Annotated in this window: 18 protein-coding genes and 3 pseudogenes; 12 read left to right on the top strand and 9 right to left on the bottom strand. The window is 59.9% G+C overall.

Features of this window, described 5'->3' with window-relative positions:
* The first annotated feature begins 6 nt into the window (after positions 1 to 6).
* The 5 genes from PQR27_RS27505 (at position 7) to PQR27_RS27485 (ending at position 5736) form a co-directional block, all read left to right on the top strand.
* A complete protein-coding gene (locus tag PQR27_RS27505) occupies positions 7 to 948 on the top strand; it encodes an acetaldehyde dehydrogenase (acetylating) (protein WP_408526754.1) in 942 nt (313 codons plus the stop codon).
* Positions 949 to 960: 12 nt separating this feature from the next.
* On the top strand, positions 961 to 1983 hold the full coding sequence (dmpG, locus tag PQR27_RS27500) for a 4-hydroxy-2-oxovalerate aldolase (protein ID WP_408526753.1): 1023 nt from the start codon (positions 961 to 963) through the stop codon (positions 1981 to 1983).
* A gap of 69 nt (positions 1984 to 2052) precedes the next feature.
* The gene (gene mhpT / locus PQR27_RS27495) at positions 2053 to 3288 is read left to right on the top strand and encodes a 3-(3-hydroxy-phenyl)propionate transporter MhpT (protein ID WP_408526752.1); all 1236 of its coding nucleotides are present in this window, start codon (positions 2053 to 2055) and stop codon (positions 3286 to 3288) included.
* Between the two features lie 82 nt (positions 3289 to 3370).
* Positions 3371 to 4240 (top strand): alpha/beta fold hydrolase, encoded by an 870-nt coding sequence (locus PQR27_RS27490; RefSeq protein ID WP_408526751.1) that lies wholly within the window; start codon positions 3371 to 3373, stop codon positions 4238 to 4240.
* 404 nt (positions 4241 to 4644) lie between these two features.
* The gene (locus PQR27_RS27485; RefSeq protein WP_408526750.1) at positions 4645 to 5736 is read left to right on the top strand and encodes a class I SAM-dependent methyltransferase; all 1092 of its coding nucleotides are present in this window, start codon (positions 4645 to 4647) and stop codon (positions 5734 to 5736) included.
* A gap of 707 nt (positions 5737 to 6443) precedes the next feature.
* On the opposite strand, the gene PQR27_RS27480 is transcribed toward PQR27_RS27485, so the two are convergent.
* Positions 6444 to 7067 (bottom strand): LysE family translocator, encoded by a 624-nt coding sequence (locus PQR27_RS27480; protein ID WP_408526749.1) that lies wholly within the window; start codon positions 7065 to 7067, stop codon positions 6444 to 6446.
* 1540 nt (positions 7068 to 8607) lie between these two features.
* Entirely contained in the window at positions 8608 to 8823 is a 216-nt protein-coding gene (locus tag PQR27_RS27475) for a hypothetical protein (protein ID WP_408526748.1), read from the bottom strand.
* Here PQR27_RS27475 and PQR27_RS27470 point away from each other — a divergent pair.
* The 4 genes and pseudogenes from PQR27_RS27470 (at position 8822) to PQR27_RS27455 (ending at position 12361) form a co-directional block, all read left to right on the top strand.
* Entirely contained in the window at positions 8822 to 9244 is a 423-nt protein-coding gene (locus PQR27_RS27470; protein WP_408526747.1) for a hypothetical protein, read from the top strand. The genes PQR27_RS27475 and PQR27_RS27470 overlap by 2 nt on opposite strands.
* Positions 9245 to 10394: 1150 nt before the next feature.
* Positions 10395 to 10815 (top strand): annotated as a pseudogene (locus tag PQR27_RS27465) (molybdopterin cofactor-binding domain-containing protein); the annotation flags it as partial.
* Between the two features lie 301 nt (positions 10816 to 11116).
* Positions 11117 to 11731 carry a HupE/UreJ family protein gene (locus PQR27_RS27460; RefSeq protein ID WP_408526746.1) on the top strand — a complete coding sequence of 205 codons (615 nt, stop codon included), beginning with the start codon at positions 11117 to 11119 and terminating at the stop codon, positions 11729 to 11731.
* A gap of 3 nt (positions 11732 to 11734) precedes the next feature.
* Positions 11735 to 12361, top strand: a complete 627-nt coding sequence (locus tag PQR27_RS27455; RefSeq protein WP_408526745.1) for a HupE/UreJ family protein — start codon at positions 11735 to 11737, stop codon at positions 12359 to 12361.
* Between the two features lie 31 nt (positions 12362 to 12392).
* On the opposite strand, the gene PQR27_RS27450 is transcribed toward PQR27_RS27455, so the two are convergent.
* The 6 genes and pseudogenes from PQR27_RS27450 to PQR27_RS27425 all read right to left on the bottom strand — a co-directional run bounded on the left by PQR27_RS27450 (position 12393) and on the right by PQR27_RS27425 (position 18101).
* The gene (locus PQR27_RS27450; RefSeq protein WP_408526744.1) at positions 12393 to 13526 is read right to left on the bottom strand and encodes a HupE/UreJ family protein; all 1134 of its coding nucleotides are present in this window, start codon (positions 13524 to 13526) and stop codon (positions 12393 to 12395) included.
* Positions 13523 to 14677: a hypothetical protein gene (locus PQR27_RS27445; protein ID WP_408526743.1), complete on the bottom strand. Its 1155-nt coding sequence runs from the start codon at positions 14675 to 14677 to the stop codon at positions 13523 to 13525. Before PQR27_RS27445 ends, PQR27_RS27450 begins: the two co-directional genes overlap by 4 nt.
* 243 nt (positions 14678 to 14920) lie before the next feature.
* Entirely contained in the window at positions 14921 to 16411 is a 1491-nt protein-coding gene (locus PQR27_RS27440) for a DUF4331 domain-containing protein (RefSeq protein ID WP_408526742.1), read from the bottom strand.
* 670 nt (positions 16412 to 17081) lie between these two features.
* Positions 17082 to 17385, bottom strand: a pseudogene (locus PQR27_RS27435) (ISKra4-like element ISBte2 family transposase); the annotation flags it as partial.
* An 81-nt stretch (positions 17386 to 17466) separates the two neighbouring features.
* Positions 17467 to 17793 (bottom strand): LysR substrate-binding domain-containing protein, encoded by a 327-nt coding sequence (locus tag PQR27_RS27430; protein WP_408526741.1) that lies wholly within the window; start codon positions 17791 to 17793, stop codon positions 17467 to 17469.
* Entirely contained in the window at positions 17790 to 18101 is a 312-nt protein-coding gene (locus tag PQR27_RS27425; RefSeq protein WP_408526740.1) for a LysR family transcriptional regulator, read from the bottom strand. Before PQR27_RS27425 ends, PQR27_RS27430 begins: the two co-directional genes overlap by 4 nt.
* A gap of 154 nt (positions 18102 to 18255) precedes the next feature.
* On the opposite strand from PQR27_RS27425, the gene PQR27_RS27420 reads away from it, so the two are divergent.
* The gene (locus PQR27_RS27420) at positions 18256 to 19098 is read left to right on the top strand and encodes an SDR family oxidoreductase (RefSeq protein WP_408526739.1); all 843 of its coding nucleotides are present in this window, start codon (positions 18256 to 18258) and stop codon (positions 19096 to 19098) included.
* Between the two features lie 868 nt (positions 19099 to 19966).
* Here the strand turns inward: PQR27_RS27420 and PQR27_RS27415 are convergent.
* Positions 19967 to 20746, bottom strand: coding sequence for a hypothetical protein (locus PQR27_RS27415; protein ID WP_408526738.1), 780 nt, complete (start codon positions 20744 to 20746; stop codon positions 19967 to 19969).
* A gap of 223 nt (positions 20747 to 20969) precedes the next feature.
* Here PQR27_RS27415 and PQR27_RS27410 point away from each other — a divergent pair.
* Together PQR27_RS27410 and PQR27_RS27405 are read left to right on the top strand one after the other, a co-directional pair.
* A pseudogene (locus tag PQR27_RS27410) lies at positions 20970 to 21347 on the top strand (transposase); the annotation flags it as partial.
* A gap of 69 nt (positions 21348 to 21416) precedes the next feature.
* A complete protein-coding gene (locus tag PQR27_RS27405; protein ID WP_408526737.1) occupies positions 21417 to 21620 on the top strand; it encodes a hypothetical protein in 204 nt (67 codons plus the stop codon).
* Positions 21621 to 21730: the final 110 nt, after the last annotated feature.

Below are 21730 nucleotides of genomic sequence, written 5' to 3'. Positions count from 1 at the left end.
ACCTCCATGACCACCGACAAACTCAAGGCCGCGATCATCGGCTCCGGCAACATCGGCACCGATCTGATGATCAAGATCATGCGCCACAGCAAGCATCTGGAAGTCGCCGCGATGGTGGGCATCGACGCGGCATCCGACGGCCTCGCACGCGCCACGCGCCTCGGCGTCGCGACGACCCACGAAGGCGTCCAGGGACTCGCGCGCCTGCCCGTATTCGACGAGATCGAATTCGTCTTCGATGCGACCTCCGCGGGCGCTCACGTAAAGAACGACGCGTTCCTGCGCGCGCTCAAGCCCGGCATCCGTTTGATCGACCTCACGCCTGCGGCCATCGGCCCGTACTGCGTGCCGGTCGTCAACCTCGAGGCGCATATCGAGAGCCGCAACGTCAACATGGTGACCTGCGGCGGCCAGGCGACCATTCCGATGGTAGCGGCCGTGTCGCGCGTGGCGAAAGTGCACTACGCGGAAATCGTCGCGTCGATCAGCAGCAAGTCTGCGGGGCCGGGCACGCGCGCCAACATCGACGAGTTCACCGAGACCACCTCCAAGGCGATCGAAGCCGTGGGCGGTGCGGCGAAGGGCAAGGCCATCATCGTGCTCAACCCGGCCGAGCCGCCGCTCATGATGCGCGACACCGTCTATGTTCTCTCCGAACTCGCGGACCGCGCGAAGATCGAGGCATCGATTGAGGCCATGGCCGCAGCAGTGCAGGCCTACGTGCCGGGCTATCGCCTCAAGCAGAAGGTGCAGTTCGACGAGATCACCGCCGATGCGCCACTCAACCTTCCGGGCCTTGGCCGCTTTAGCGGCTTGAAAACTTCCGTGTTCGTCGAAGTGGAAGGCGCTGCGCACTATCTGCCAGCGTACGCCGGCAATCTCGACATCATGACATCGGCCGCGCTCGCCACTGCGGAACGCATGGCGCAATCTCTCGCGAACGCATAAGGGAGCATCAACATGAGCAAGAAACTCTACATCTCGGACGTCACGCTGCGCGACGGCATGCACGCGATCCGTCATCAGTATTCGATCGCGAACGTGCAGGACATCGCCCGCGCACTGGACCGGGCGAAAGTCGACAGCATCGAGGTCGCGCACGGCGACGGTCTGCAAGGCTCCAGCTTCAACTATGGCTTCGGCGCGCACAGCGATCTCGAATGGATCGAAGCAGCGGCGGATGTCGTGAGCCACGCAAAAATTGCGACGCTGCTTTTGCCGGGCATTGGCACCATTCACGATCTCAAGGCGGCTTACGACGCGGGCGCGCGCGTCGTGCGCGTCGCGACCCATTGCACCGAAGCCGACATCTCGAAGCAGCATATCGAATACGCGCGCGAACTCGGCATGGACACCGTCGGCTTCCTGATGATGAGCCACATGACGACGCCCGAGAAGCTCGCCGCTGAAGCGAAGAAGATGGAGACCTACGGCGCGACGTGCATCTATGTGGTCGACTCGGGCGGCGCAATGAACATGAACGACATCCGCGCACGCTTTCGCGCATTCAAGGACGTGCTCGATCCCGCCACGCAAACGGGCATGCACGCGCATCACAACCTGAGCCTCGGCGTCGCAAATTCGATTGTCGCGGTGGAGGAAGGGTGCGACCGCATCGACGCGAGCTTGGCGGGCATGGGCGCGGGAGCGGGCAACGCGCCGCTTGAAGTCTTCATCGCGGCAGCCGAGCGCCTCGGCTGGAATCATGGCACCGATCTCTACACGCTGCTCGACGCCGCAGACGATCTCGTGCGGCCGTTGCAGGATCGCGCGGTTCGCGTGGATCGCGAGACGCTGGCGCTTGGTTACGCGGGGGTCTATTCGAGCTTCCTGCGCCATTCGGAAGTCGCGGCGGAGAAGTACGGCCTGAAGACTGTCGACATTCTCGTCGAGCTTGGCCGTCGCCGCATGGTGGGCGGGCAGGAGGACATGATCGTCGATGTCGCACTGGACCTGAAGCGCGAACTCGAAACGCGCGTCTGAACGAACACAGCCATACCCACTGCAGGATCGCCACCAAGAGCGATGCCGAACCTACATCGGAGACTTTTTATGAACACCTCAGCACCGCGCCGCGCAAGCGGCGCCATCACCATCGGACTGTGCCTCGTGGTCGCGCTGCTCGAAGGACTCGATCTTCAATCGACCGGCGTCGCCGCCCCGCGCATGGCACGCGAATTTCACCTTGCCGTCGCGCAGATGGGCTGGGCCTTCAGCATCGGTGCGCTGGGGCTCCTGCCGGGGGCCGCGATCGGAGGACGCCTCGCCGACCGGATGGGCCGCAAGCGCGTGCTGATTTTGTCGGTTGCGCTCTTCGGCCTCTTCTCCATCGCGACGACGCAGGTCTGGAACTTCGAGAGTCTGCTCGCCGCCCGCTTCATGACGGGTCTCGGGCTCGGCGCCGCGATGCCCAATCTGATCGCGCTCTGTTCGGAGGCCGTGCCGCCGCAGCAGCGCAGCACGGCGGTGGGCGCGATGTATTGCGGCATGCCGTTCGGCGCGGCAATCGCGGCGGTGATCGGCATCGTGAGCCCGGGCGATGAAGGATGGCGGCATATCTTCTACGTCGGCGGCATCGGACCGTTACTGACCCTGCCGTTGCTCGCGCTCTTCCTGAAGGAATCCGCGCAATTCATCGCGACCAGGTCCGGCGAAGCTGCGCATCATGAGGCGGCACCGGGGGTCACGCAGGCGCTGTGGAAGGAAGGTCGCGCCGGCACGACGCTCGCGCTGTGGGTCAGCTTTCTCGGCACGCTGATCGTGTTGTACTTCCTGATCAACTGGCTTCCGTCGATGGTGCTAAGCCGGGGGCTCACGCGTACGCAGTCGGGCGTCGTGCAGATGATGTTCAACGTCGGCGGCGGTATCGGCGCGATCGTCATCGCGGGTCTGATGGACAGAATCGGCCGGCGGCCCACGGTCATGGGTATGTACGTGGGTATAGCCGGGGCGCTTGCGGTGCTCGCCAGCGCGAGCACCGGCGCCACGATGGCGTTCGGCGGGCTGCTGGCGGGTCTCTTCCTCGTCGGCGGGCAGTCGGTGCTGTATGCGCTTGCCAGCAGCATCTATCCGACGCAGGTTCGCGGCACGGGCGTGGGTGCCGCCGTCGCGGCGGGCCGCATGGGCTCGATCCTCGGGCCATTGATCGCGGGCCAGTTGCTCGCGATCGGGCAGAGTGCGTCGGTGCTGGTGGCCGCGAGCATTCCGCTGATCGCGGTGGCGGCCGTCGCGGCGCTGCTCGTAGTGGCCCGGTTTCCGCGCGGGCAATTCATGGCTGTCGCGCACTAGCGCGCGCCTGCTAGACACACACGCGGGCCTTCGTCACCTAGCGCCCGCTCCCGGTACGAACACTGAAACGAGGTAACCTGAAATGACAGCAGCGACGAAGCTTCAAAGCGAAACGGCAACCAGCAAATTCGTAAGCATCGGCGAAGGCGATGCCGAACTGCGCCTGCATTACAACGATGCCGGCCACGGTGATGAGACGGTCGTGATGCTCCACGGGTCGGGCCCGGGCGCGAGCGGATGGGCGAACTTCAACCGCAACGTCGACGCGTTCGTCGATGCCGGCTACCGGGTGATTTTGCTGGACTGCCCCGGCTGGGGCAAGAGCGACTCCGTCGTATGCAGCGGCTCGCGTTCCGATCTGAATGCGCGCATGCTCAAGGGATTGCTGGACGCGATCGGCGTTGCACGCGTGCATATCGTCGGCAATTCGATGGGCGGGCATAGCGCGGTCGCCTTTGCTCTGGCGAATCCCGAGCGTGTCGGCAAGCTGGTGCTGATGGGCGGCGGCACGGGCGGCCCCAGCCAGTTCGTGCCGATGCCCACGGAGGGCATCAAGCTGCTTCAGGCGCTCTATCGCGAGCCGACGCTCGATAACCTGAAGCGGATGCTGAACGTCTTCGTGTTTGATACCAGCACACTGACCGAGGAACTGATGCAGACGCGTCTCGCGAACATGCTGGCGCGGCGCGATCACCTCGAGAACTTCGTGAAGAGCCTTGCGGCAAACCCGAAGCAGTTCCCGGACGTTGGTCATCGTCTTTCTGAGATTGCAGCTCCAGCACTTGTCATCTGGGGTCGCGACGACCGCTTTGTGCCGATGGATGTCGGTCTGCGTCTCGTCTGGGGCATGCCCAACGCAGACCTCCACGTCTTCGGCAGATGCGGCCACTGGGTGCAGTGGGAGCATGCCGCTAAGTTCAATCAAATGGTGCTTGAGTTCCTGGGGCGGTGAGAAGCTTCACGATAAGGAGGCGCGTGAGGTCGGTGCAAGATCAAAGGACGAAGCGCAGCCGTGCGGCGATCGTCGGCTCCTCAGACAACGGACCGTCACGAACGGTATTTGAGGGGCCGCAAGGGGTCGGAAAGGAGCAAAGGAGCGTTCGGCAGCGGTCGTCCAGATCGCTTTAAGCGGCTAACTGCAATTCACCAGGTCCTATACTGAATTACGCTTCTGCCGATTCTGTGTAGTCGTCCATATTCCAGCGTATCTCAATGCGTACGCTCCTCGTGGTGACGACACGGGCGCTGTCCGAGACTGCGCGAGTGGCGGCGCCATGATGCAGCGCTATCCCGACAATTCGACAACGCAGGCGGTCTTCAGTGCGTTGCCACCGTTTCCGGCTGGAGGATGCCATCATGCCCGAGGCAAAGACCAGGTCAGGCGCCATGGAGGGTCGTGGCGCATACAACCGCCATGCGGGGTTACAGGCTGCCGGCGGCGCGCTCGCGTTGAACGCTTTAAAGCAGGCGGCTGCAAGCGTCGTGCTGGAGACGGCGGACCAGCCGATCGTCATTGCCGAATACGGAGCGTCGCAGGGCAGAAATTCGCAACTTCCGATGCGCGTTGCGATTACCGGGTTGCGTTCCAGGGTCGGCCCGGATCGTCCTATTCTTGTCTATCACGAAGATCTGCCAATCAACGATTTCGGCTCGCTTTTCGAGGTGCTGGACTCGGACCCGGACCGATATGTCCGCGACGACCCGCACGTGTACCCTTGCGCGATCGGCCGGTCGTTTTACGAGAGCGTTCTTCCGCCGGCCTACGTGCATCTCGGATGGAGTTCGTACGCAGCGATGTGGTTAAGCCGCATCCCTACGCCAGTCGCCGACCATATCTACGTGCCCTGTATGAAGGGGGCCGCGAGCGTTGCGTTCCGCGAACAGGGCAAAAGAGACTGGCAGAAGTTCCTGTCGTTGCGCGCCGCCGAGTTGCGGCCAGGCGGACGTCTCGTCGTTGTGCTCCCAGGAGCGGACGACGACGGGCGCACGGGTTTTGAACCGCTCATGAACGACGCGAACGATGTGTTGACGCAGATGGCAGACGAGGGTGCCCTTACAGAAGATGAACGGGCGCATATGGTGCTGGCCACGTTCGGTCGACCTTTGCACGAACTGCTCACTGCATTCGCGATAGGCGGCCGGTTTTGCGCGTTATCCGTCGAGCATTGTGAGCGGCTTCCCTTGCCCGACGCCGTCTGGGACGATTTTCTGCAAGATGGGGACGGCGAGCGGATGGTGAGCCGGTATGCTTCGTTTTTTCGCTGCACTTTTGTGCCGTCGTTGTTCCTCGCGCTTGCGCAACCGGACGACGCGCAAAGGAAAGGCGAACTGAGTGACCGGTTCGAGCATCTGCTGAAGGAACGGCTCGGAGCTCGCAGGGAGCCAATCCGTTCGCAGGTCCAGATGATCGTCTTTGCGCGCGATTCCCACCCCAAGGTTTGCACGTAACGCCGGATTCTACAGCGTACGCGACGGTCCGGCGCCTTCTGACTCGTAGTCCTGCGTTCACACAGACGTGGCGTTGGTGGGGTCCTCGCCGCACTGCGGCGCGTAGGATTATGCGTAAAGGTGGTTGTGGGTGACGGATCCGACAAAACACGGCCATGAAGCGACTGTCGTAGAGTGGAGATGAATGACCGCAGCTCGGCTCTGACCGGCCATTCCTGAAGACTTCGAAACCAAGCGGGGAATGGTACTGCGATACGCGTTGTTTGCCGTCAGTGGGTTTTCGCCAGGGGATGCAAATAGAATGATTCGGTTGTCTGATCCCCGTAATGTTTGCTCTATCTGTTTGCTTCCCGATAGGACGTGAGCCCAGGAAAGCCGGCCCTCGAACAATGAGCAATTGGCCTTGCAAGGCGGCCCTTCACCGCCGCACAGTCGAAGCCGCCATGTGGTGCATGCCGACAGTCAGCGTCGACTCAATTCGTGAGGCGTTCTTCCGTGACGTCGGCGCGAAATATGGCGATAGCGTTGACTGGTCGAACGGCTCTGACTGGAAAACCCGCGGAGATGCGACCAGTGAGGCCGGATTCTCCGAAAAGTCTTCTGAATAACGCACGCCAATAGCGTCGATCTCATCTAGCAGTTCGGGAAGGACCTTGCGCCGCACGCGCAGCGGCTCTTTCCAGAGATATTTGCCGTTCGGGCCGGATTCACAGTTGGGTGCTGGCGAGTTTTGCAGCGAGCGCAACAAACACCAGGCTGGCAAACCGGTTGAGCGCCCGCTGGGTGCGCGTTGATCGCAGCAGCAGCTTTCCGCCAACGCCCGAAGAGAATGCGATCAGGCTGAACACGACGAGGCTCGCCGCAATGAAACTCATCCCGAGCACGGCAATTTGAAGGGGGATATGCCCTCGGTCTCCGATGACGAACTGCGGCAAAAACGCGAGGAAAAATATCACCACCTTAGGGTTACTGAGGTTCATGAATAGGCCGCGCCGATACAGGTGGGCCGCGTCAACATCCTCGACCTTGCCTGGATTTATGCCGACCGGCGCACGCCACGCCTGCCACGCCAGATAGACAAGATACCCGGCACCGACGCTTTTGAGCAGCGTGAAGGCGACTTTGGAAGCCACCAGCAGAGCGCCGAGTCCAACTGCGACAACAAACGTGTGCACCAGAAGCCCCGTACACAGTCCCAATACGATCACCATGCCTGAGCGGGAACCTCGCATCGCGGACTGCAGCAGCACGAAGAGATTGTCCGGACCGGGAGTGAGCCCCAGCACAAGCGAAATTCCGAAGAATGGCAACAACGTCGAGAGCGGCGGCATTAGACAACTCCTTGCGATTCCGTACGAGCGACTCGGGCAGTCAATGCGTCCAAGCATAAACGGCTGACCGTGCCCCGCGAACCGTCAAACCACTCAAAACCATGCTCAATCGTCTCAATCGATTGCAGGAATTATGCGCCTGGCCTGTGGCGCCCTCTGCGTAGTGCAGAGGCGACGTGTGAAGTCCTGACGCCACCGTGCGGATTCCGACTAGCTGTGCATTTTTCTCTTGTTCGTGGGCGCGCGCTTCACTCCTCTCGACCATAGCGCTCTGACGTGAGTCAGTTCACGGATGCTCAGCGGACAATGGCGTCGCGCACGCGACGGTCAGCGTTGGGTCGTATTGGGAACAGCGAGAAGGCTGACACGCCGGGTTTAATGACACCGACGACAGCTTCCAAAGAACGTCGTTCACGTTTCCGAGCCGCCACACATCATGTGGAGCGTCGGATAAACAGGCCGCGCATGCCATGACCAAACCGAACAGACTGCCAGTCAGTCAGTCAGTCAGTCGGTCGAAGCGCCGAAGCAGCGGCCGCACGAACGCGCCTTGCCCAGCCGCAGGCGCCCGGCGCTCACTGTCGCCTCACCACCGCAGTCGCACCGGCAAACCCACAAACCATCGCCAGCGTACCGATCGGTCGTCAGCTGGCCAAACACCTCACCGCCCCGCAGCGCAGGTGAGCCCGGGCGGGACCGCCACACACGACGCTGCTCATGGCAGCCACAGTCCCGCGTTCTGCCGCTCTCTACCGCCTCCAGTTCGACAGTCACGTGGCCGCCGCAACGGCACCTCCAGAGCCACACATTGGCGCCGCGATATTGAAGCGCGACAAGGTAGCCGAAGGTGCGACCAGCGACATCGCGACCAGGCGGAAAGGGCCATTCAGGCAGCAAGGGGGACGGATACGCTGATTCACAAAAGGTAAATGGGATTCAGCATCCTACTTTCAAGGCATCAGTGCTGTCCGTCGCTTCGCAGACATGGCTCAGGAAAGCAGGGGCACAGTGGCATCAGACAATCGATGAATCGGCACTTCGTTATAAGGAGCGCGTACGCAAGCCGGCACCGCAGCAACATGCCGATGATAGTTCGTGGACGTTCTCTTCGGTGAGTGACGAACAGCTGGGACGGCGTCAAAACGACTGTTTCCAAAGGACACATGTCGGCCAGTTTGAGACGATCGGGCCAGGCGCGTAGATCGTCGACAGTCTCTTGAGGCATTCTCGTTCCATGCCGATTCGCGTTCGCGGGATATCGACGACTCCTTCGATACGATGCTCGCTCGCCTGCATCATTCTTTCCACGCCTAAGCGTATCCGCACAATGCAGCCAATCTAATGATTCAACGGACCGGTCAAACGAATCCGAACTGATGTTTAAATGTTCAATAATCGCCGGTATATTTTCCAAGTCTGATGCTTGACGCTGCCTCAGAGGCTATTCATATTTCTGCGGGCCTAGTCACGTCACTCCAGTTGGAATTGACGCTGCGGCCGCAGCATGCGCTAAAGCGATCCCTGCCGCAAATTGGCGCGCTCATAACGGATCTAATAACGGGGAACAGGGAACCATGCAGATACAGTCGACTACCTCGGCAGCGGCGGCAGGACTCGGTACGAGCGGCACGACCACGCCTACGTCTGCGAGCACGTCCGCGTCGAGTTTCGATACCAGCAGGACCGCATCGACGACCAACGCCGCGTCACGCAGCACGTCTTCCAGTACCTCCTCTTCCTCGCCGGGTTCGACCATGTCCTCTGCGGGTTCGAGGAGCCAGACGGGTAGTGGCGGAGGAGGTAGCGGTGGTGGCAGCAGCTCCTCGACCTCCCCTGAGATCCAGCAGTTGAAAGCGCGCATCCAGCTTCTCGAAGCGATGTTGGCCGCATTGAGCGGGCAAAAGGCCTCACCGGGCTCACAGGCCTCTTCGGGCACGGCGTCGAGTCAGGGCAGCGACGGCGTTTCTGGAAGTACGGGCAGTTCCGGTAATTCGGGTAGCTCGGGCAATTCTGGCGCCGCCACTTCCCAGAACCGCAGCGCCAACCTGGCCACCAACATCAGCAAGGCCAACCTGATAATGCAGATCGAGGCGGAAATCGAGACGGCACAGGCCGCGCTCGTTCAACTGATGCTCGCGAACGGCCAGACTACCGGCCTGGTATCGACGTCGGCATAAGGGGGCCGCACTAACGTCGCGGATCGACTTTCGGCTCGGAGGCGCACACCGCAATACCGCCACGACCACGCGTGCCTGTTTGTCATTGCGACAGACGCACCCGCCCGACATCGCATCGAGACGCTCACCTCTTATGTTGCTCTCGAGCGCTGCTTTCCTGGCACCGCTCCGCTTCACGTCCGCGACCGGACCCGGCAAGACGGTGTAGAGGTCGCTACATTAGATGCGTCGGTATAAGGCAGCCGGCAGGTTCTTGAGTCAGCCGGCGCTTCGAATGGCCGCTTCGGGCAAACTCGTAGGTCCGTTGAGAGTCGATAGCACGCGTTCGCCGCTTAACCGCCCGGCAGAGGTGCCATACCGTTTGCAGTGTCGGCTTAGCGTACGAAAAAATCCGTTTCTTGGGGGCGCCCCGTTTTCATCGTGCCTCCCTTTCACTAGCGCAGCCGTGCAGTCCTGCAACGGTGCACAACCACACGAACCGAAGCAAGCGCGATCATTTCGCCGGGGGGACCGTTTCAGCGTTTATTTATGGAATAGACCTTTGATCCCATTAATCACGTTGGTAACGTCCGACGTGGTTGGCGTCTGCTGTTGCTGCTGAGGTGGTGGTTGGGTCTGGCCGGTCTGTACCGTCTGCGCATAACCGCCTGACGGGGGAGGGGTGTTTAAAAGCTCCTGTCCAGAAGTGACCTTGCCGGGGATAAACGTTCCGTCTGTGGGGGGATTGGTCAGGCATCGCGATTCCCAATGATTCCGGCTCTGCACCCACAGCTTTCCGCATGTGCCACCACCGGATGGCTGGGCTGCGGCCTGCGGGGGCGGTGGGGTGAGCGGTCTGCCCGAGTCATCGCGGATGAAATGGGCGTGATCACCCGGGGGTTTTGACCAGCACCCGTGTTCCCATTGCCCGGTGCTGTCGTGGTACAGATTGCCGCACATCCGCTGAAAGGCATGAGCGACTGAAGGAGCCAGCACTACCAAAAGCCCTGCGGCAAGGATCCCTTTCGCTTTCATGGGTGGCCCCCGATAGACGGCGTGCTGAAAGTCTTGGCGACCGGAAAGCCCAGCGCAAGACTGGGTTTACCCCGGATTACTAACTTGTGCAATTGTGCACAAGTGCACGGAAGCCTGCATTGTTGAAAGAATATGTGGCACTCATTCGGCGGTGTTCGTCGAGTTGCGGGTAGATGAGACGCTCGGCACCGTGCGTGTGACGCGCGCAGTCAGCGCCATCGCCGCGGGGCGCATCATCAACCAGAAAACGGCGGCCGACCAGATCGCCGGCGGCGTGGTGTGGGCATCAGCATGGCGCTACATGAGCACGGTCAGTTCGACCATGCGCTCGGGCTGCAGATGAACCATAACCTGTCTGAATATCACTTCCCGGTGAACGCGGACATCCACGACATCGATGTGCTGTTTGTGGACGAGCCGGACGACATCGTCAATCCGCTGGTGTTGGCGAAATCGGCGTGGTGGGTGTGGCCGCCGCAATAGGCAACGCAATCTGGCACGCGGCCGGCAAGCGGGTCAGGGGCATGCCGATTACGCTGGACAAGCTGTTCATCTAGGGCCGAGTTTCACGCGAGGCGGAGCGTGGTCGCGCCACGTTCCGTCTACCGCTCAAAACGTTTCCTCATCCGGATCCGGCCCGCGTGCCGGGCCGGCAGGGGTTGAGATCTTCACCGGCCGGCCTGTGCGCGCACCTACGCCGTTGGCGACTGGCTGCAAGCGTCCTATAGTGTTGGAGAATCACCGGATAGTCGAGGGAAGACGACCCACCGGATGACTTAACCAAGCTGGAACAGGTTAACCGCGACACGCACTGAGTCCGATGGCTGGCGGGTGCACGGACACGTCGATAGGATGATCATGACTCCCCGATGGCGACTCACGATCCATACGGTACTAGTATTCGGATATGGGTGTCTTGGTCCGGCAATCGCATTCGCGCATACCGGCCAGGGCGACATTTCTGGCGGGCTGCTCGCCGGATTCAAACATCCGATTTCCGGCCTGGATCATGTCGTCGCGATGGTTGCAGTCGGACTGTGGGGTGCCCAGCTGGGGAGACCAGCGATCTGGGTTTTGCCGGTCACGTTCCCGATTGTTATGGCCTTCGGTGCTGTTCTCGGCGGTCTGGGAGTCCCGATTCCGGGGATCGAGGTCGGCATTGCGTTGTCGGCGCTGGCGCTCGGTGCGGCGGTGACCCTTGCGTTGACGCCACCACTCTGGATTGCGGGTCTGCTGGTTGCCCTGTTCGCCATCTGCCATGGACACGCACACGGGGCGGAGCTGCCCGGATCCGCGAACGCGATGACCTACGCGATCGGCTTCGTTGTGGCCACCGGCACACTTCATGTAATCGGCATCCTGATCGGCACAGTCAATCGCTGGAAGGCAGGCGGCTATGCACTGCGGGCAGGCGGAGCTCTCATCTCCGGCTGCGGTGTCTATTTCCTTACGTACGCAATTCGGGGAGCGTGACGCATGGGCGCATTGCGCCGTGTGATCCGGCAGGCGGCTGCCGGTCTGAGTGCGCTGATGTGGCTTTCATCAGCCGGAGCACACGCCGTGTACCAGGGCGCGGGCGACTTTTACGCCGGGATGCTGCACCCGCTGACATCGCCGGAACATGTTTTGCCCATGCTGGTGCTCGGCGCACTGGCAGGGCAAAACGGCCGGATGCGATGTGAATTCGTGCTTTGGGCGTTTCCGGCAGCCATGGCGGCCGGCGCGTGCATCGCTCTTTCAGTTCCGGACCTGCGCGGTGTTCTCCTGTTCAACGTTGCCTCGGCAGTTTTGCTGGGCTCCCTCCTCGCGGCTGCATTAAGTCTGCCGTCCTGGCTGATTCTGATTTTTTCGGTCGCGTTCGGCCTGACCCACGGGTATGCAAACGGATTAGCCATCATGGGTCAAATCCGCCCTGGTGTTTTCATAGCGGGCATGGTCGCTGCGAGCTTCATCCTGATCGCCTACACGGTTGCGGCGACATCGTTCCTGCTGCGACTACGGCCAACCTGGATCGCCATTGCCGTACGCGTCGCGGGCAGCTGGGTCGCGGCAATCGGGCTTCTCTCCCTTAGTCTTACTCAGCGTGCGTTGCTCTTCTCCTGAACGGTCATCCCGACGGTCGTCACGGGTGGACTTAAAGTGCAAGCACTGTCAGCCCGGTCGTTCGTTCATAAATCCACATGGTTGCGAAAACCGTGATGGCTGCCGATCCGCCATACAGGGTAGCCACGCGAAACCAGCGGCTTGACCGATATATGTAAAGAATGGGCAATAGCAGCAGGACCAGCGAGATCTGCCCCAATTCAACACCAACATTGAACCCTGCGAGCGCAGCCGCAAGAAGGGAGGTCGGAAGAGCCATATCGGTGAGCACGCTGGCGAAACCGAAGCCATGGATCAAGCCAAAAGAAAACGCGACCAGCCAGCGGCGCCTGCGGACCACCGGCACAATATTGTTGAGAGCGGAAAGCAGGATCGTCGCGGCGATAGCGACTTCCACCCACCGCGACGGCAGCGCCACAACGTGCAACGTGGCAAGAGACAACGTGATGGCGTGTGCCGCCGTAAACGCAGTAACGAGCTTCAATACATCGATCGCCACGCCACCCGGGGAGTCGGCAGGGACCCATCTTTTTCCGTGCAAGACGCAAGCTGCTGGCAACATCAGCGACAGGAGAAATAAGGCGTGGTCGAAGCCGCGCCAGATGTGCCAGATGCCCTCCACGACGAATTCGATGAAAACGCGCCCGACGCTCTTCCCGTGTATGTCCAGGACCTCGGTCGGATGACTGAGCCCCAGAATAGCCGTCGCTATCGCGCCGTTGCTCACGACGTGTACGAGTCCTTTATGCAGCGTGTCGACGTCGGCAAACAAACGGTAGTCAATGCCGAGCCGGGTCGGTCGAGCTGGGCAGGCCACCTCGAATTCCAGCACCGCGTACGCGCCGTCACTGTGGTGGTCGATCAGCATGTCCCCTGGACGAATCGCGCACGCTCGCCCGTCACCGGTAAACTTGATCCGTGTGAAGGCATACGACTTGATGTCCGCTTCGCGGACGCGGACCTCGCCCCACGTCAACGCGCCGTCCCCGTCGGCATCGAGGAAAAGCGGATTGTCCAGGTCGCGAAGTGCGATATCCCATCGACCCACAATTGTTTTGTCGCTGACTGTAAGCGTCAGGTAGCTGTCGCTCGGCTTGTGCGCCTGCGCCGGGGCAGCCCAGCACAACATGAGGAGAGCAAGCCACCCGGCGGCTCGCCGTTTCATGCAGACGCGTTGCCGTGCGTCGCTTGCATCGCAAACCCGACCCCGGAGGCAAGGCTTGCCAGCCGCGCCTCGAGCCTCGTCAAGGCCGGATCGCGCAATCGTGCGGTCTTCAGCCACATCATCGCGGGTGCCGCTCGGGCAGGCTGCCGGGCGGCGAGCGCGGCCTCCATCAAGATCCTGCAATCGGCTACCTCCTTTTGTACCTGCCAATCGGCCTCGGCCAGGCTGAGCGCCTTCTCCGGATCATTAAGGAGCTTCAGGTTGAAAATGGCTTCCTCGCGCAGATGCACGCGATCGCCCCGCTCGGCGGACGCCGCAAACCGGCTTCGCAAGTCTTCGACATGAGGCGCCAAATCGGCGTTCAGCCCCGCCTGTTTCTCCGCCAGCGCCAGACGAAGAAGCAGGTTGTCGTTGCGCACGTCCGCCGCGAGCAGAGCAAGGACCTCCTTCGGTCGGTTCATGTCGAGCAGAAAGTCGGACCAGGCTGCCTTAAGGTACGCGTCGCGCGGATTGATAGCCAGCGCATGACGAAAGAACTGTTCGGCGGCTTCCTGCCTGCCCATCCAGACCGCCGTTTCGGCTTGACTGACAAGCAGCCAGTGGTAAAGCGAATCTGTCGGCGGTATCTGCACGGCAAGCTGATTCAAAAGGAGATCAGCCTGCTCGATCCTGCCACTGACCGCCGCAACATTGGCGAGGCATATCCCTGCGATGACGGTACTCACCAGGATGAGCCGACCGCAACTCTGCCTGGCCTCCAGGTAACGGCCTTGAACTTGCAGGATAGTCGCACGGATCAGCCACGCATCCACACTGTCCGGCTGGGCGCGAATAGCGTGATCGAGATCGTCGAGTGCGCTCGCGAACAAATGGTTGCTTTGGCGAACGCTGGCACGCAACACCAACGCGCGGGGCGGGGGGGCTGGCTGCTGGAGCCACGGCTCGATTGCGGCTTCGGCCTGGCCCAGGTCGCGCGGGTCTTGATCACGCCGATAACGCTCCAGGTGGCGCTTTGCGAGCTCGGCCGCAAGGTCGAAGTTGTGGTTGGCCGCAGCCAGGGCGGCGTGCATGCTCGCGATGGTCGAATTAAGTGCATCACGCGCGCGGGGCGGGAGCGTTTCCAGTACCAGTGAATCCTGTTGCGGCCGCATGGGTGCGGCGTCCGCCAACGTAACCGCCAGCCCGACGAAGAGACACGATCCGCACAGAACGCGTCGCACGCTCGAATCCCTTCTTACGATCGGCCCCCCGTTCGAACGATAGGCCCATCGCGCCCTGAGGGCGGTCGGTCTTTTTAGCGGCACAGCGACCGCCGCGTACGGAGTGCCTGAAAACCCGACCCCCGGCCGCACCATAATTCGATGTGGCTCATACAAGGCGTGCTTGCCCGGTCATCAATTCGTCGCACCGGGGATCGGCGTGGTCAGATAAGGAAATGAATTGTCGAATACGCTGTCGTCGATTGCCGCGCCGTCTGTTAACGGAGCCGCGCCGGATTGAGCATCGGACGGCGAGCAGCCGAAGATCGCAGGCTTGTTCAATGTGCACAGCACGCCTATGACGACCCTGAGTGATGCGGTGACAACGTCGTCCCCTGGGCGCCGTCCGTTTGGAAAGCCCGCGTTGTCGCCGGCGAGTACCCCCAGATTCTTCTGACTGCCCTTGGGTGTGGGTGGAATAGATGTGTTCAAACGCAACATTTCCGATGGCGTGACCGTTCGCAGCTGATTGAGTCCCTGGAATCCTGTGAGGAATGTGAAAACCAGATCGAGGCGCGGGAAATTTGTAGGTGCTTTGGCCACGGGGAAAAGACTCTCAATCAGCGCCGGAAGCGTAGGATTTGTCACATACTCCCCAAACTGCCCATCGTTCGCGGGCCTCGAATTGTTGAATTTGTCCTTGTCCTTCAGGCCGATCACGAGTTCGTTGACCAGTGGCATCCCGAGCCGGGAAACCTGTGTCCAGCCCCCCTCTGATATTCCTGCCGCGCGATTACCACCTAGTCTCTCGGTGCGAATCTTTGACGTCGTCCAGCCGCCAATAACCGGCGAACCGCGCTCGCCGATCAGACATTGAGCCGGCACCTCAAGCGCGATCGACGTGATGTTCTTGTCTGCCAAATCGTTCGGGTTGCCGTTCAGCGGACCGAGGGGATTGAGATTGAGCAGGTCGAACGTCTTGCCGAGCGCCACCGCAAACGACTCCTTTCGCTGTCCCACGAAAACGCGACCCGGAGCCCCGCAGCCGGGAATGTTGATCGTGTACACGTATTGACGCGCGTAGCTCGCATAGCCGCTTACGCTGCCAAAAGTCTTGGTGCCGATAAAGTCGGTTGGTTTGGTGAACGTCGTGGTGCCACCCGGGCCTGTGACCACGTCCCCAGAATTTTCGTGATAGGCGCCACGCAACACTTTGAGCGTGTATGTTTCGTTAACGTTCAGCTTCGATGAATCGCCGGCTGATACCGGGCCCGCCTGCACGAGAGGAATCGCCACCTGCTTGCCGCCGACGTTCAGTGCGACATTGCCCACTGTATTCTTGAAGCGAAACTCAAACGTCATGTGCGCTCTGCCGTCGCCGACATTGTCGATGTGAATTTCGTACACCGCATCGGGATCCAGGGCGAAATAGTTCGGGCCGCCGTAGGCGTCTTCCAAAGGCGAATAGTTTGCGATCAACGTCACATAGCCGCGTCGGTTGGGCTCATAGCTGTTGAACATGTAGAAGTCTGTGCCATCCACCTTCGGCATCGTCGCAATCAGCGGCGCCTCCCGATGGCTAGACGCGTAAGCGATACTCGCGGCAGCGCACAATAAAACTGCGGCGGCGAGTACCTGCTTCGACGCCAAGCAGACCGTCTGAAGTTTGAATATCGAAGTAAACATTGCAGCTCCTCAAAGAAACGGCGCGAAAACAGCCGTATGTCACAAGAAGGAGGACACTGTCACTATAGGTAAAATCCGTTGCTGCGACGTGGATTTCCTGCGAGCGCGCTGCGTGGTCGTGAGCCGCGCCCGAACTTCCAGCCGGCGTCACGTTGCTGGCTATGCGATCGTCAGCAAGAAGTGCCGACCGGCGCATATCTTACCCTTGTATATGGTCTGTCAAATCCCGCGACAGGTCGCGTTTCAACCGAAGTACTCTTTTTGCGCGTGACCGGATGACCCGGCCCCTGTGGTAGCTTGTGTGCCGCGAGAAGCTTTCATCGATCTCAGTACCGCTCGGCACTCGCCCCTGCAGACTACTTGTCGCGTAACCTCGGCTTACACCGGCCTCGCGCTCATATCCTTCTTGCTGCGACACAAAGCCGCCGAATTACCGTTGCCCTGATCACCGGTTTTCGATCGTGCCCACCAAAAATGGAATCGCTGCTTAATCCATTCGTGTCCACCATCTGCGGAGAACCTCAGGCTATCGGAATAAGTGAAATGCTATGGGTAGGGCTAAGAAATCCTCGGGTAACGACTCGTCCACTCGTTGTAGCTAACTAAGGAAGCCAGCAGCCTCGACGGGCAACTCGTTCGTGCGCTGCCTGAATAGCGCAAGACATTCGCCCAGATCACCGTTGATGACAGCACATTGAACTTGTGCCAGCGGTGTGCGCCCCGCGTCGACCAGCGCATCGGTTGCCGTTTGCACATCCGATGGTTCAACACCCGATTAACGGCCGACTCTGCCATCGCAGTTGAAATTGATCTTCCATCCCGATGGCGCCTCGCATAGGGAATCGTCGATCCCCCGTTGCATCCGACATAGGCCACTAGCTCGCGAGTTGGGTGATCGAGTTGCGCCATGCTTTCACCAATTTCGGTGTCTCCGGCACAACGATGCGACAGATCAATAAGATTTGGTTTCGTCGCAATAAGGTCCAACGTTTGAAGAAGCCCTGTTGTAGAAAATCGAAGCACTGTCAGTTGATCCGCTTGCTAGACCCGGGACCTCAATAGATCCAGCAGTAAGCGAAAGGCCAGGACCACGGGCCACCTGATGTCGGGAAGCGCAGGTTGATTCCAGTATGGGTAGTCAGATCGTGTGGAGTGCGAGGTTTCGCCCTGCGCCTAAAATACGACGACGCACCAACCATCGCCATACGAAAGTCCGGCCCGACCCGCATGCCAATCATGTCTTTGGCGACCTGCTCACCTAAGCGAATGCCAGCGTCATAGCGCTGGGCGACGATATCGACCAATCCATAATCGTTGCTGATTTCGACGCTGATGTCCGGGTATACAGGCATGAGCTTACAAACGGCAGGGGCAAGAATCACAGTGGATGCGTGTTCGACCGAAGTGATCCGCAGGCTGCCGGCTGGTTTTCCACTGTCATCTCCGCTAACCCTGCTTCGATGCCATCGAAGTGAGGCCCGATCGTTTCAATCAGTCGCTCCCCAGCGTCCGGCAGTGCCACGCTTCGCGTACTACGCGTCAGCAGTTGTATCCCTAAGCGAGCTTCCAGTTTTCGGATCGTTCGGCTAAGAGCTGGCTGCGCGATCCCCATCTGCACGGCAGCTTTGGTAAAGCTGCGCTCTCGCGCCACTGTAACGAAAGCGATCAGGTCGTTGACCGTGTCGCGCATGATTAATACCCTGGGGTTATAAGTGCATTCCTGCCCTACCATCTAATCATTGTTCCGGCTGCCTGCTAAATTGGCTCTACGCTAGTTTTGTGAGCACTGAACGCGCTCAGCCTCCGCGCATTCGTGATTCGCAACCACACAAAGGAAAAACACCATGACTGACAAGGCAGTTTGGATCATCACTGGCGCTGGCCGTGGATTGGGCTTAGATATCGCCAAGGCAGCGCTCGCAGCTGGCCACGCGGTCGTTGCCACCGGCCGCGACCCTGAAAAGATCAATGCGGCACTCGGCGACCACGACGACTTGCTAACTATCAAGCTCGACGTCACTCAGCCTGAGGACGCGCAGAGGGTGGTCGAATCTGCTATCGGCGAGTTCGGGCGGATTGATGTGCTCGTCAACAATGCGGGTAACTTTTACGCTGGCTTTTTCGAGGAGCTCAGCTCAGAACAGGTCCACGGCCAGATCGAGACGCTGTTGTTCGGCCCGATGAACGTCGCTCGCGCCGTACTGCCGGTGATGCGTAAGCAACGCTCTGGCCTGCTGCTAACGATTTCCTCGACAGCCGGTATCGCAGGGGGAATGTTTTGCGCGGCCTATGCCGCCGCGAAGTTCGGCATCGAGGGATGGATCGAGTCGCTCGCGCCAGAAATCGCGCCCTACGGCATTCGCACGATGCTCGTCGAACCTGGCTTCTTCCGGACCGAATTGCTGAGCGCCGATTCCACCACATACGCGCAGCCCGCCATCGACGACTACGCCCAACGTACGAAAGAAACCATCACCGCCTGGAGTGGGATGGACGGCAAGCAGGGTGGCGACCCTGCCAAGCTCGCAAATGCCATCCTGCAACTTGCTGGACTCGACGAGCCTCCAGCACGTTTCGCCGCTGGCGCCGACGCCGTGCAGACCTTCGAGGCCAAGGCCAGAACTTTGCTTGCCCAAGCCGAAGCCCACCGCGAGCTCTCTTCCTCGCTTGCCCACGACGACGTCTGAGTTCTTCTTCTCGCGTCGAAGAGCTCTCAGGACATATTCACAACACCACGGACGGTGGGTCGCTTCTTGCAGTACAACTGTCGTCGGCGCCTTGGCGATATAATCGGGCATGCGATAGCGATCAGCTTCGCGGGGTTTCGGGAGTTATCAGTCATGGAATGGACAGACACGCGACCCGTAGTGCCGGGGTACTACTGGGTGCGATTTACGGATGACCGGTCGCCGAAGCAAACCATCGGGGAAGTCGCAGACGTGCCCGGGAACGGTTCACATCAGTTAGTTGTGGTTCTTCTCGGCGACGACGAAATAATGGAACTGGACGACTCCTTCTTCGACTGCGCACTATTTGCTGGACCGATGGAACCGCCGTCGGTGGAATCACCGTCGTAGCCGGATCGGCTGCCGCTCGATCCGCAGAACCTGAGACCTTTGCGCAATTCGTGCCACAGCGCGAAGACGGCGCAAGCGGCGAGCGGGCCGTGCGAGGCCTTCCTGCGGCCTTCTGATGACCTCTGCGGCGGCGATAGGAGTGGGGGCATCGAATCTCCGGCGTTTCGCATGCCGAGAAACGGACCGATCTCTCACGCGCACAATATTCCCCTTCAAGCTTTTCGTTAAAGCGATTAGCAGCCTGCGAATAGACTGCAAACCCAATCGCACCAACGGATTCGCCGTTTTTTTTTTGATGTTAAAGCGATTGTTTGTTGTTTATGCTCGCCGTGGGAGCGTCTAAGAAAACATGCTGCTGTCGGGTGCTGAGATTCAGTTGGAGAACGCAATAAAGGAATTGCGCCAGCAACTCGCCGCGATTGACCATTGTTGATGTTCGTTAATTCTGGGAGCGGACGAAAAGTGGGGGAGTGTTCGTTCAACGTCGAACCGCCTCGGGCGATCTGAAGTGCGGATACCGGTCTCGAAAGCAGCTTTCCAAGCTTCCATCAAGCAGCTCGGCGCGAGTCTGTAGCAGATAGTGAGCTCCCTTCATGGACCAACGCATTTGTTGCCGCTTTGAGAGACGACGATTGATCAAGTGATTCATGACGGACTCTGCTGACGCCGACGACACCCGGCGTCCTTCCATTCTGGCGCGCTGATAGTCGACAAGATCCTTTCTGTTGTGTTCGAGGAATGTGAGCAGACGGACGGTTGCGCGATACGCTGTACCTGAAGCGAGCTGATAGAAGAAAGTCAGTTCTTCCGCAGCGATTGCCAAAGAGGTGGCCAGTGTGCGGAGCATCTCGATTGCCGTCTCGGCCCGACCGCGCCAAAGTGCGTCGCGTACCCTGACGAGAAGGCGCTCTGATCGCAGCATGATTTCAGGTCGCCTGGAGAAATAGTTGTATGCGCAAATGGAAGATCGAATGGCTTGCATCTTCATGCTGATGTGAAACCAGTCAAGAATCCTGGGCGATACGCGAGGAGCTATCGAAGTCACCAGCGAGCGCATTCCTCGAGCACCATCCGAGATCACGTCGATCAAGGTCGTTGGAACCCAACCGCATTGATCGAGCGCGCCGGCCACAAGAACCCGGGTCAAGCTCGGACGCTGCAAGGCAGACACAAATCTTCGGGCCATCTGGCCATCGCGCTCGACCCTGCCGGCGATGACTTCAAACTTTCGAACTTCCTGGAACTGGTTGGCGCTCAACACCGTTCCATCGATCGCGATCCGCAGGCGGCTGGCGCGGTTGCGTTTTCGTCCGCCAGCGAGCTATCCAATCCGGAACTGTTCGTTCTCGACGTACTCTCCGCACTGAACTGTATCCTTGCGGACTGTAGTGTGTGATAGCTTGGGCAGTCCCGCCAGATCGGCGACGGAACGTGCGGCCTCTCGGTAGGAACGGAGGCACCGTGTTTCGCGCAAAGGTATGCTAGAGGCGTTGGTGAGTCAGTACACGACCAGTCGCACCGCGCGAGCCTGGCTTTACCGAGAACAATTGCGCGACATTCTCGAGCGCAAACAAATCAACATCGTCTCCGAGATGCTGCACCAATGGTGCACCAACGTCATGCGCTCCAAGGTCGAGCCCATGAAGGATGTCGTCCGTTTGATTCGCAGACATTTCGATGGAATCGTTGCCTGGACGCAAACTCGTCAGACCAACGGTTTCATCGAGGCTATCAATGGCCTGTTTCAGGCAGCAAAGCGCAAGGCCCGCGGATACGCACGCTTTCAAACCATGCGCACGGTCCTCTTCCTCATCGCTGGAAAACTCGATTTCTCGCGCTTCAATGAAAACGCCCGCTGAACCCCGTCACCCACTCCGTTTTCAAAAGAGCCTTTCAGGGGAGTTTCAGTTTTCAGGAGATGGGCAAAAATGCCCAACTTGGATTGTCGCGGCAGCTGGCATAGCGAGCAAGCGATCGGTTGTAAGCGTGGTGGGCGTCTTTCGATCACCCACAAGTTTCTTGGTTTATGTGGCAGCGAATTGTTCCATAGTTTATTTCAAAGAATTCAATTAAGAAAAGCAATCGAAATAACACACGAAAAGGCCAAACGTTTGCAATTCTCAATTGTCTGATAAAATATCCCGAACAAATCTCCACGGTGTATGCCGTAGGAATATTTGAGCGCGAGATAATTGCCATTTCCGATTTGCGAACCGCGAATTCCTTACTGCTGCGTTTATTT

The organism is Paraburkholderia fungorum, assembly GCF_046027215.1.
In the GTDB taxonomy this organism is placed as follows: domain Bacteria; phylum Pseudomonadota; class Gammaproteobacteria; order Burkholderiales; family Burkholderiaceae; genus Paraburkholderia; species Paraburkholderia fungorum_D.
This window is presented reverse-complemented; position numbering and strand designations above follow the sequence as displayed.

What these genes read in the sequence shown, in the direction of transcription:
- PQR27_RS27440 (WP_408526742.1), bottom strand. Translation starts at nt 16,411, where the DNA reads ATGTTTACTTCGATATTCAAACTTCAGACGGTCTGCTTGGCGTCGAAG.
- PQR27_RS27490 (WP_408526751.1), top strand. Translation starts at nt 3,371, where the DNA reads ATGACAGCAGCGACGAAGCTTCAAAGCGAAACGGCAACCAGCAAATTC.
- mhpT (WP_408526752.1), top strand. Translation starts at nt 2,053, where the DNA reads ATGAACACCTCAGCACCGCGCCGCGCAAGCGGCGCCATCACCATCGGA.
- PQR27_RS27505 (WP_408526754.1), top strand. Translation starts at nt 7, where the DNA reads ATGACCACCGACAAACTCAAGGCCGCGATCATCGGCTCCGGCAACATC.
- PQR27_RS27470 (WP_408526747.1), top strand. Translation starts at nt 8,822, where the DNA reads ATGTCCTCTGCGGGTTCGAGGAGCCAGACGGGTAGTGGCGGAGGAGGT.
- PQR27_RS27450 (WP_408526744.1), bottom strand. Translation starts at nt 13,526, where the DNA reads ATGAAACGGCGAGCCGCCGGGTGGCTTGCTCTCCTCATGTTGTGCTGG.
- PQR27_RS27460 (WP_408526746.1), top strand. Translation starts at nt 11,117, where the DNA reads ATGACTCCCCGATGGCGACTCACGATCCATACGGTACTAGTATTCGGA.
- PQR27_RS27420 (WP_408526739.1), top strand. Translation starts at nt 18,256, where the DNA reads ATGACTGACAAGGCAGTTTGGATCATCACTGGCGCTGGCCGTGGATTG.
- dmpG (WP_408526753.1), top strand. Translation starts at nt 961, where the DNA reads ATGAGCAAGAAACTCTACATCTCGGACGTCACGCTGCGCGACGGCATG.
- PQR27_RS27425 (WP_408526740.1), bottom strand. Translation starts at nt 18,101, where the DNA reads ATGCGCGACACGGTCAACGACCTGATCGCTTTCGTTACAGTGGCGCGA.
- PQR27_RS27405 (WP_408526737.1), top strand. Translation starts at nt 21,417, where the DNA reads ATGCCCAACTTGGATTGTCGCGGCAGCTGGCATAGCGAGCAAGCGATC.
- PQR27_RS27445 (WP_408526743.1), bottom strand. Translation starts at nt 14,677, where the DNA reads ATGCGGCCGCAACAGGATTCACTGGTACTGGAAACGCTCCCGCCCCGC.
- PQR27_RS27480 (WP_408526749.1), bottom strand. Translation starts at nt 7,067, where the DNA reads ATGCCGCCGCTCTCGACGTTGTTGCCATTCTTCGGAATTTCGCTTGTG.
- PQR27_RS27455 (WP_408526745.1), top strand. Translation starts at nt 11,735, where the DNA reads ATGGGCGCATTGCGCCGTGTGATCCGGCAGGCGGCTGCCGGTCTGAGT.
- PQR27_RS27475 (WP_408526748.1), bottom strand. Translation starts at nt 8,823, where the DNA reads ATGGTCGAACCCGGCGAGGAAGAGGAGGTACTGGAAGACGTGCTGCGT.
- PQR27_RS27485 (WP_408526750.1), top strand. Translation starts at nt 4,645, where the DNA reads ATGCCCGAGGCAAAGACCAGGTCAGGCGCCATGGAGGGTCGTGGCGCA.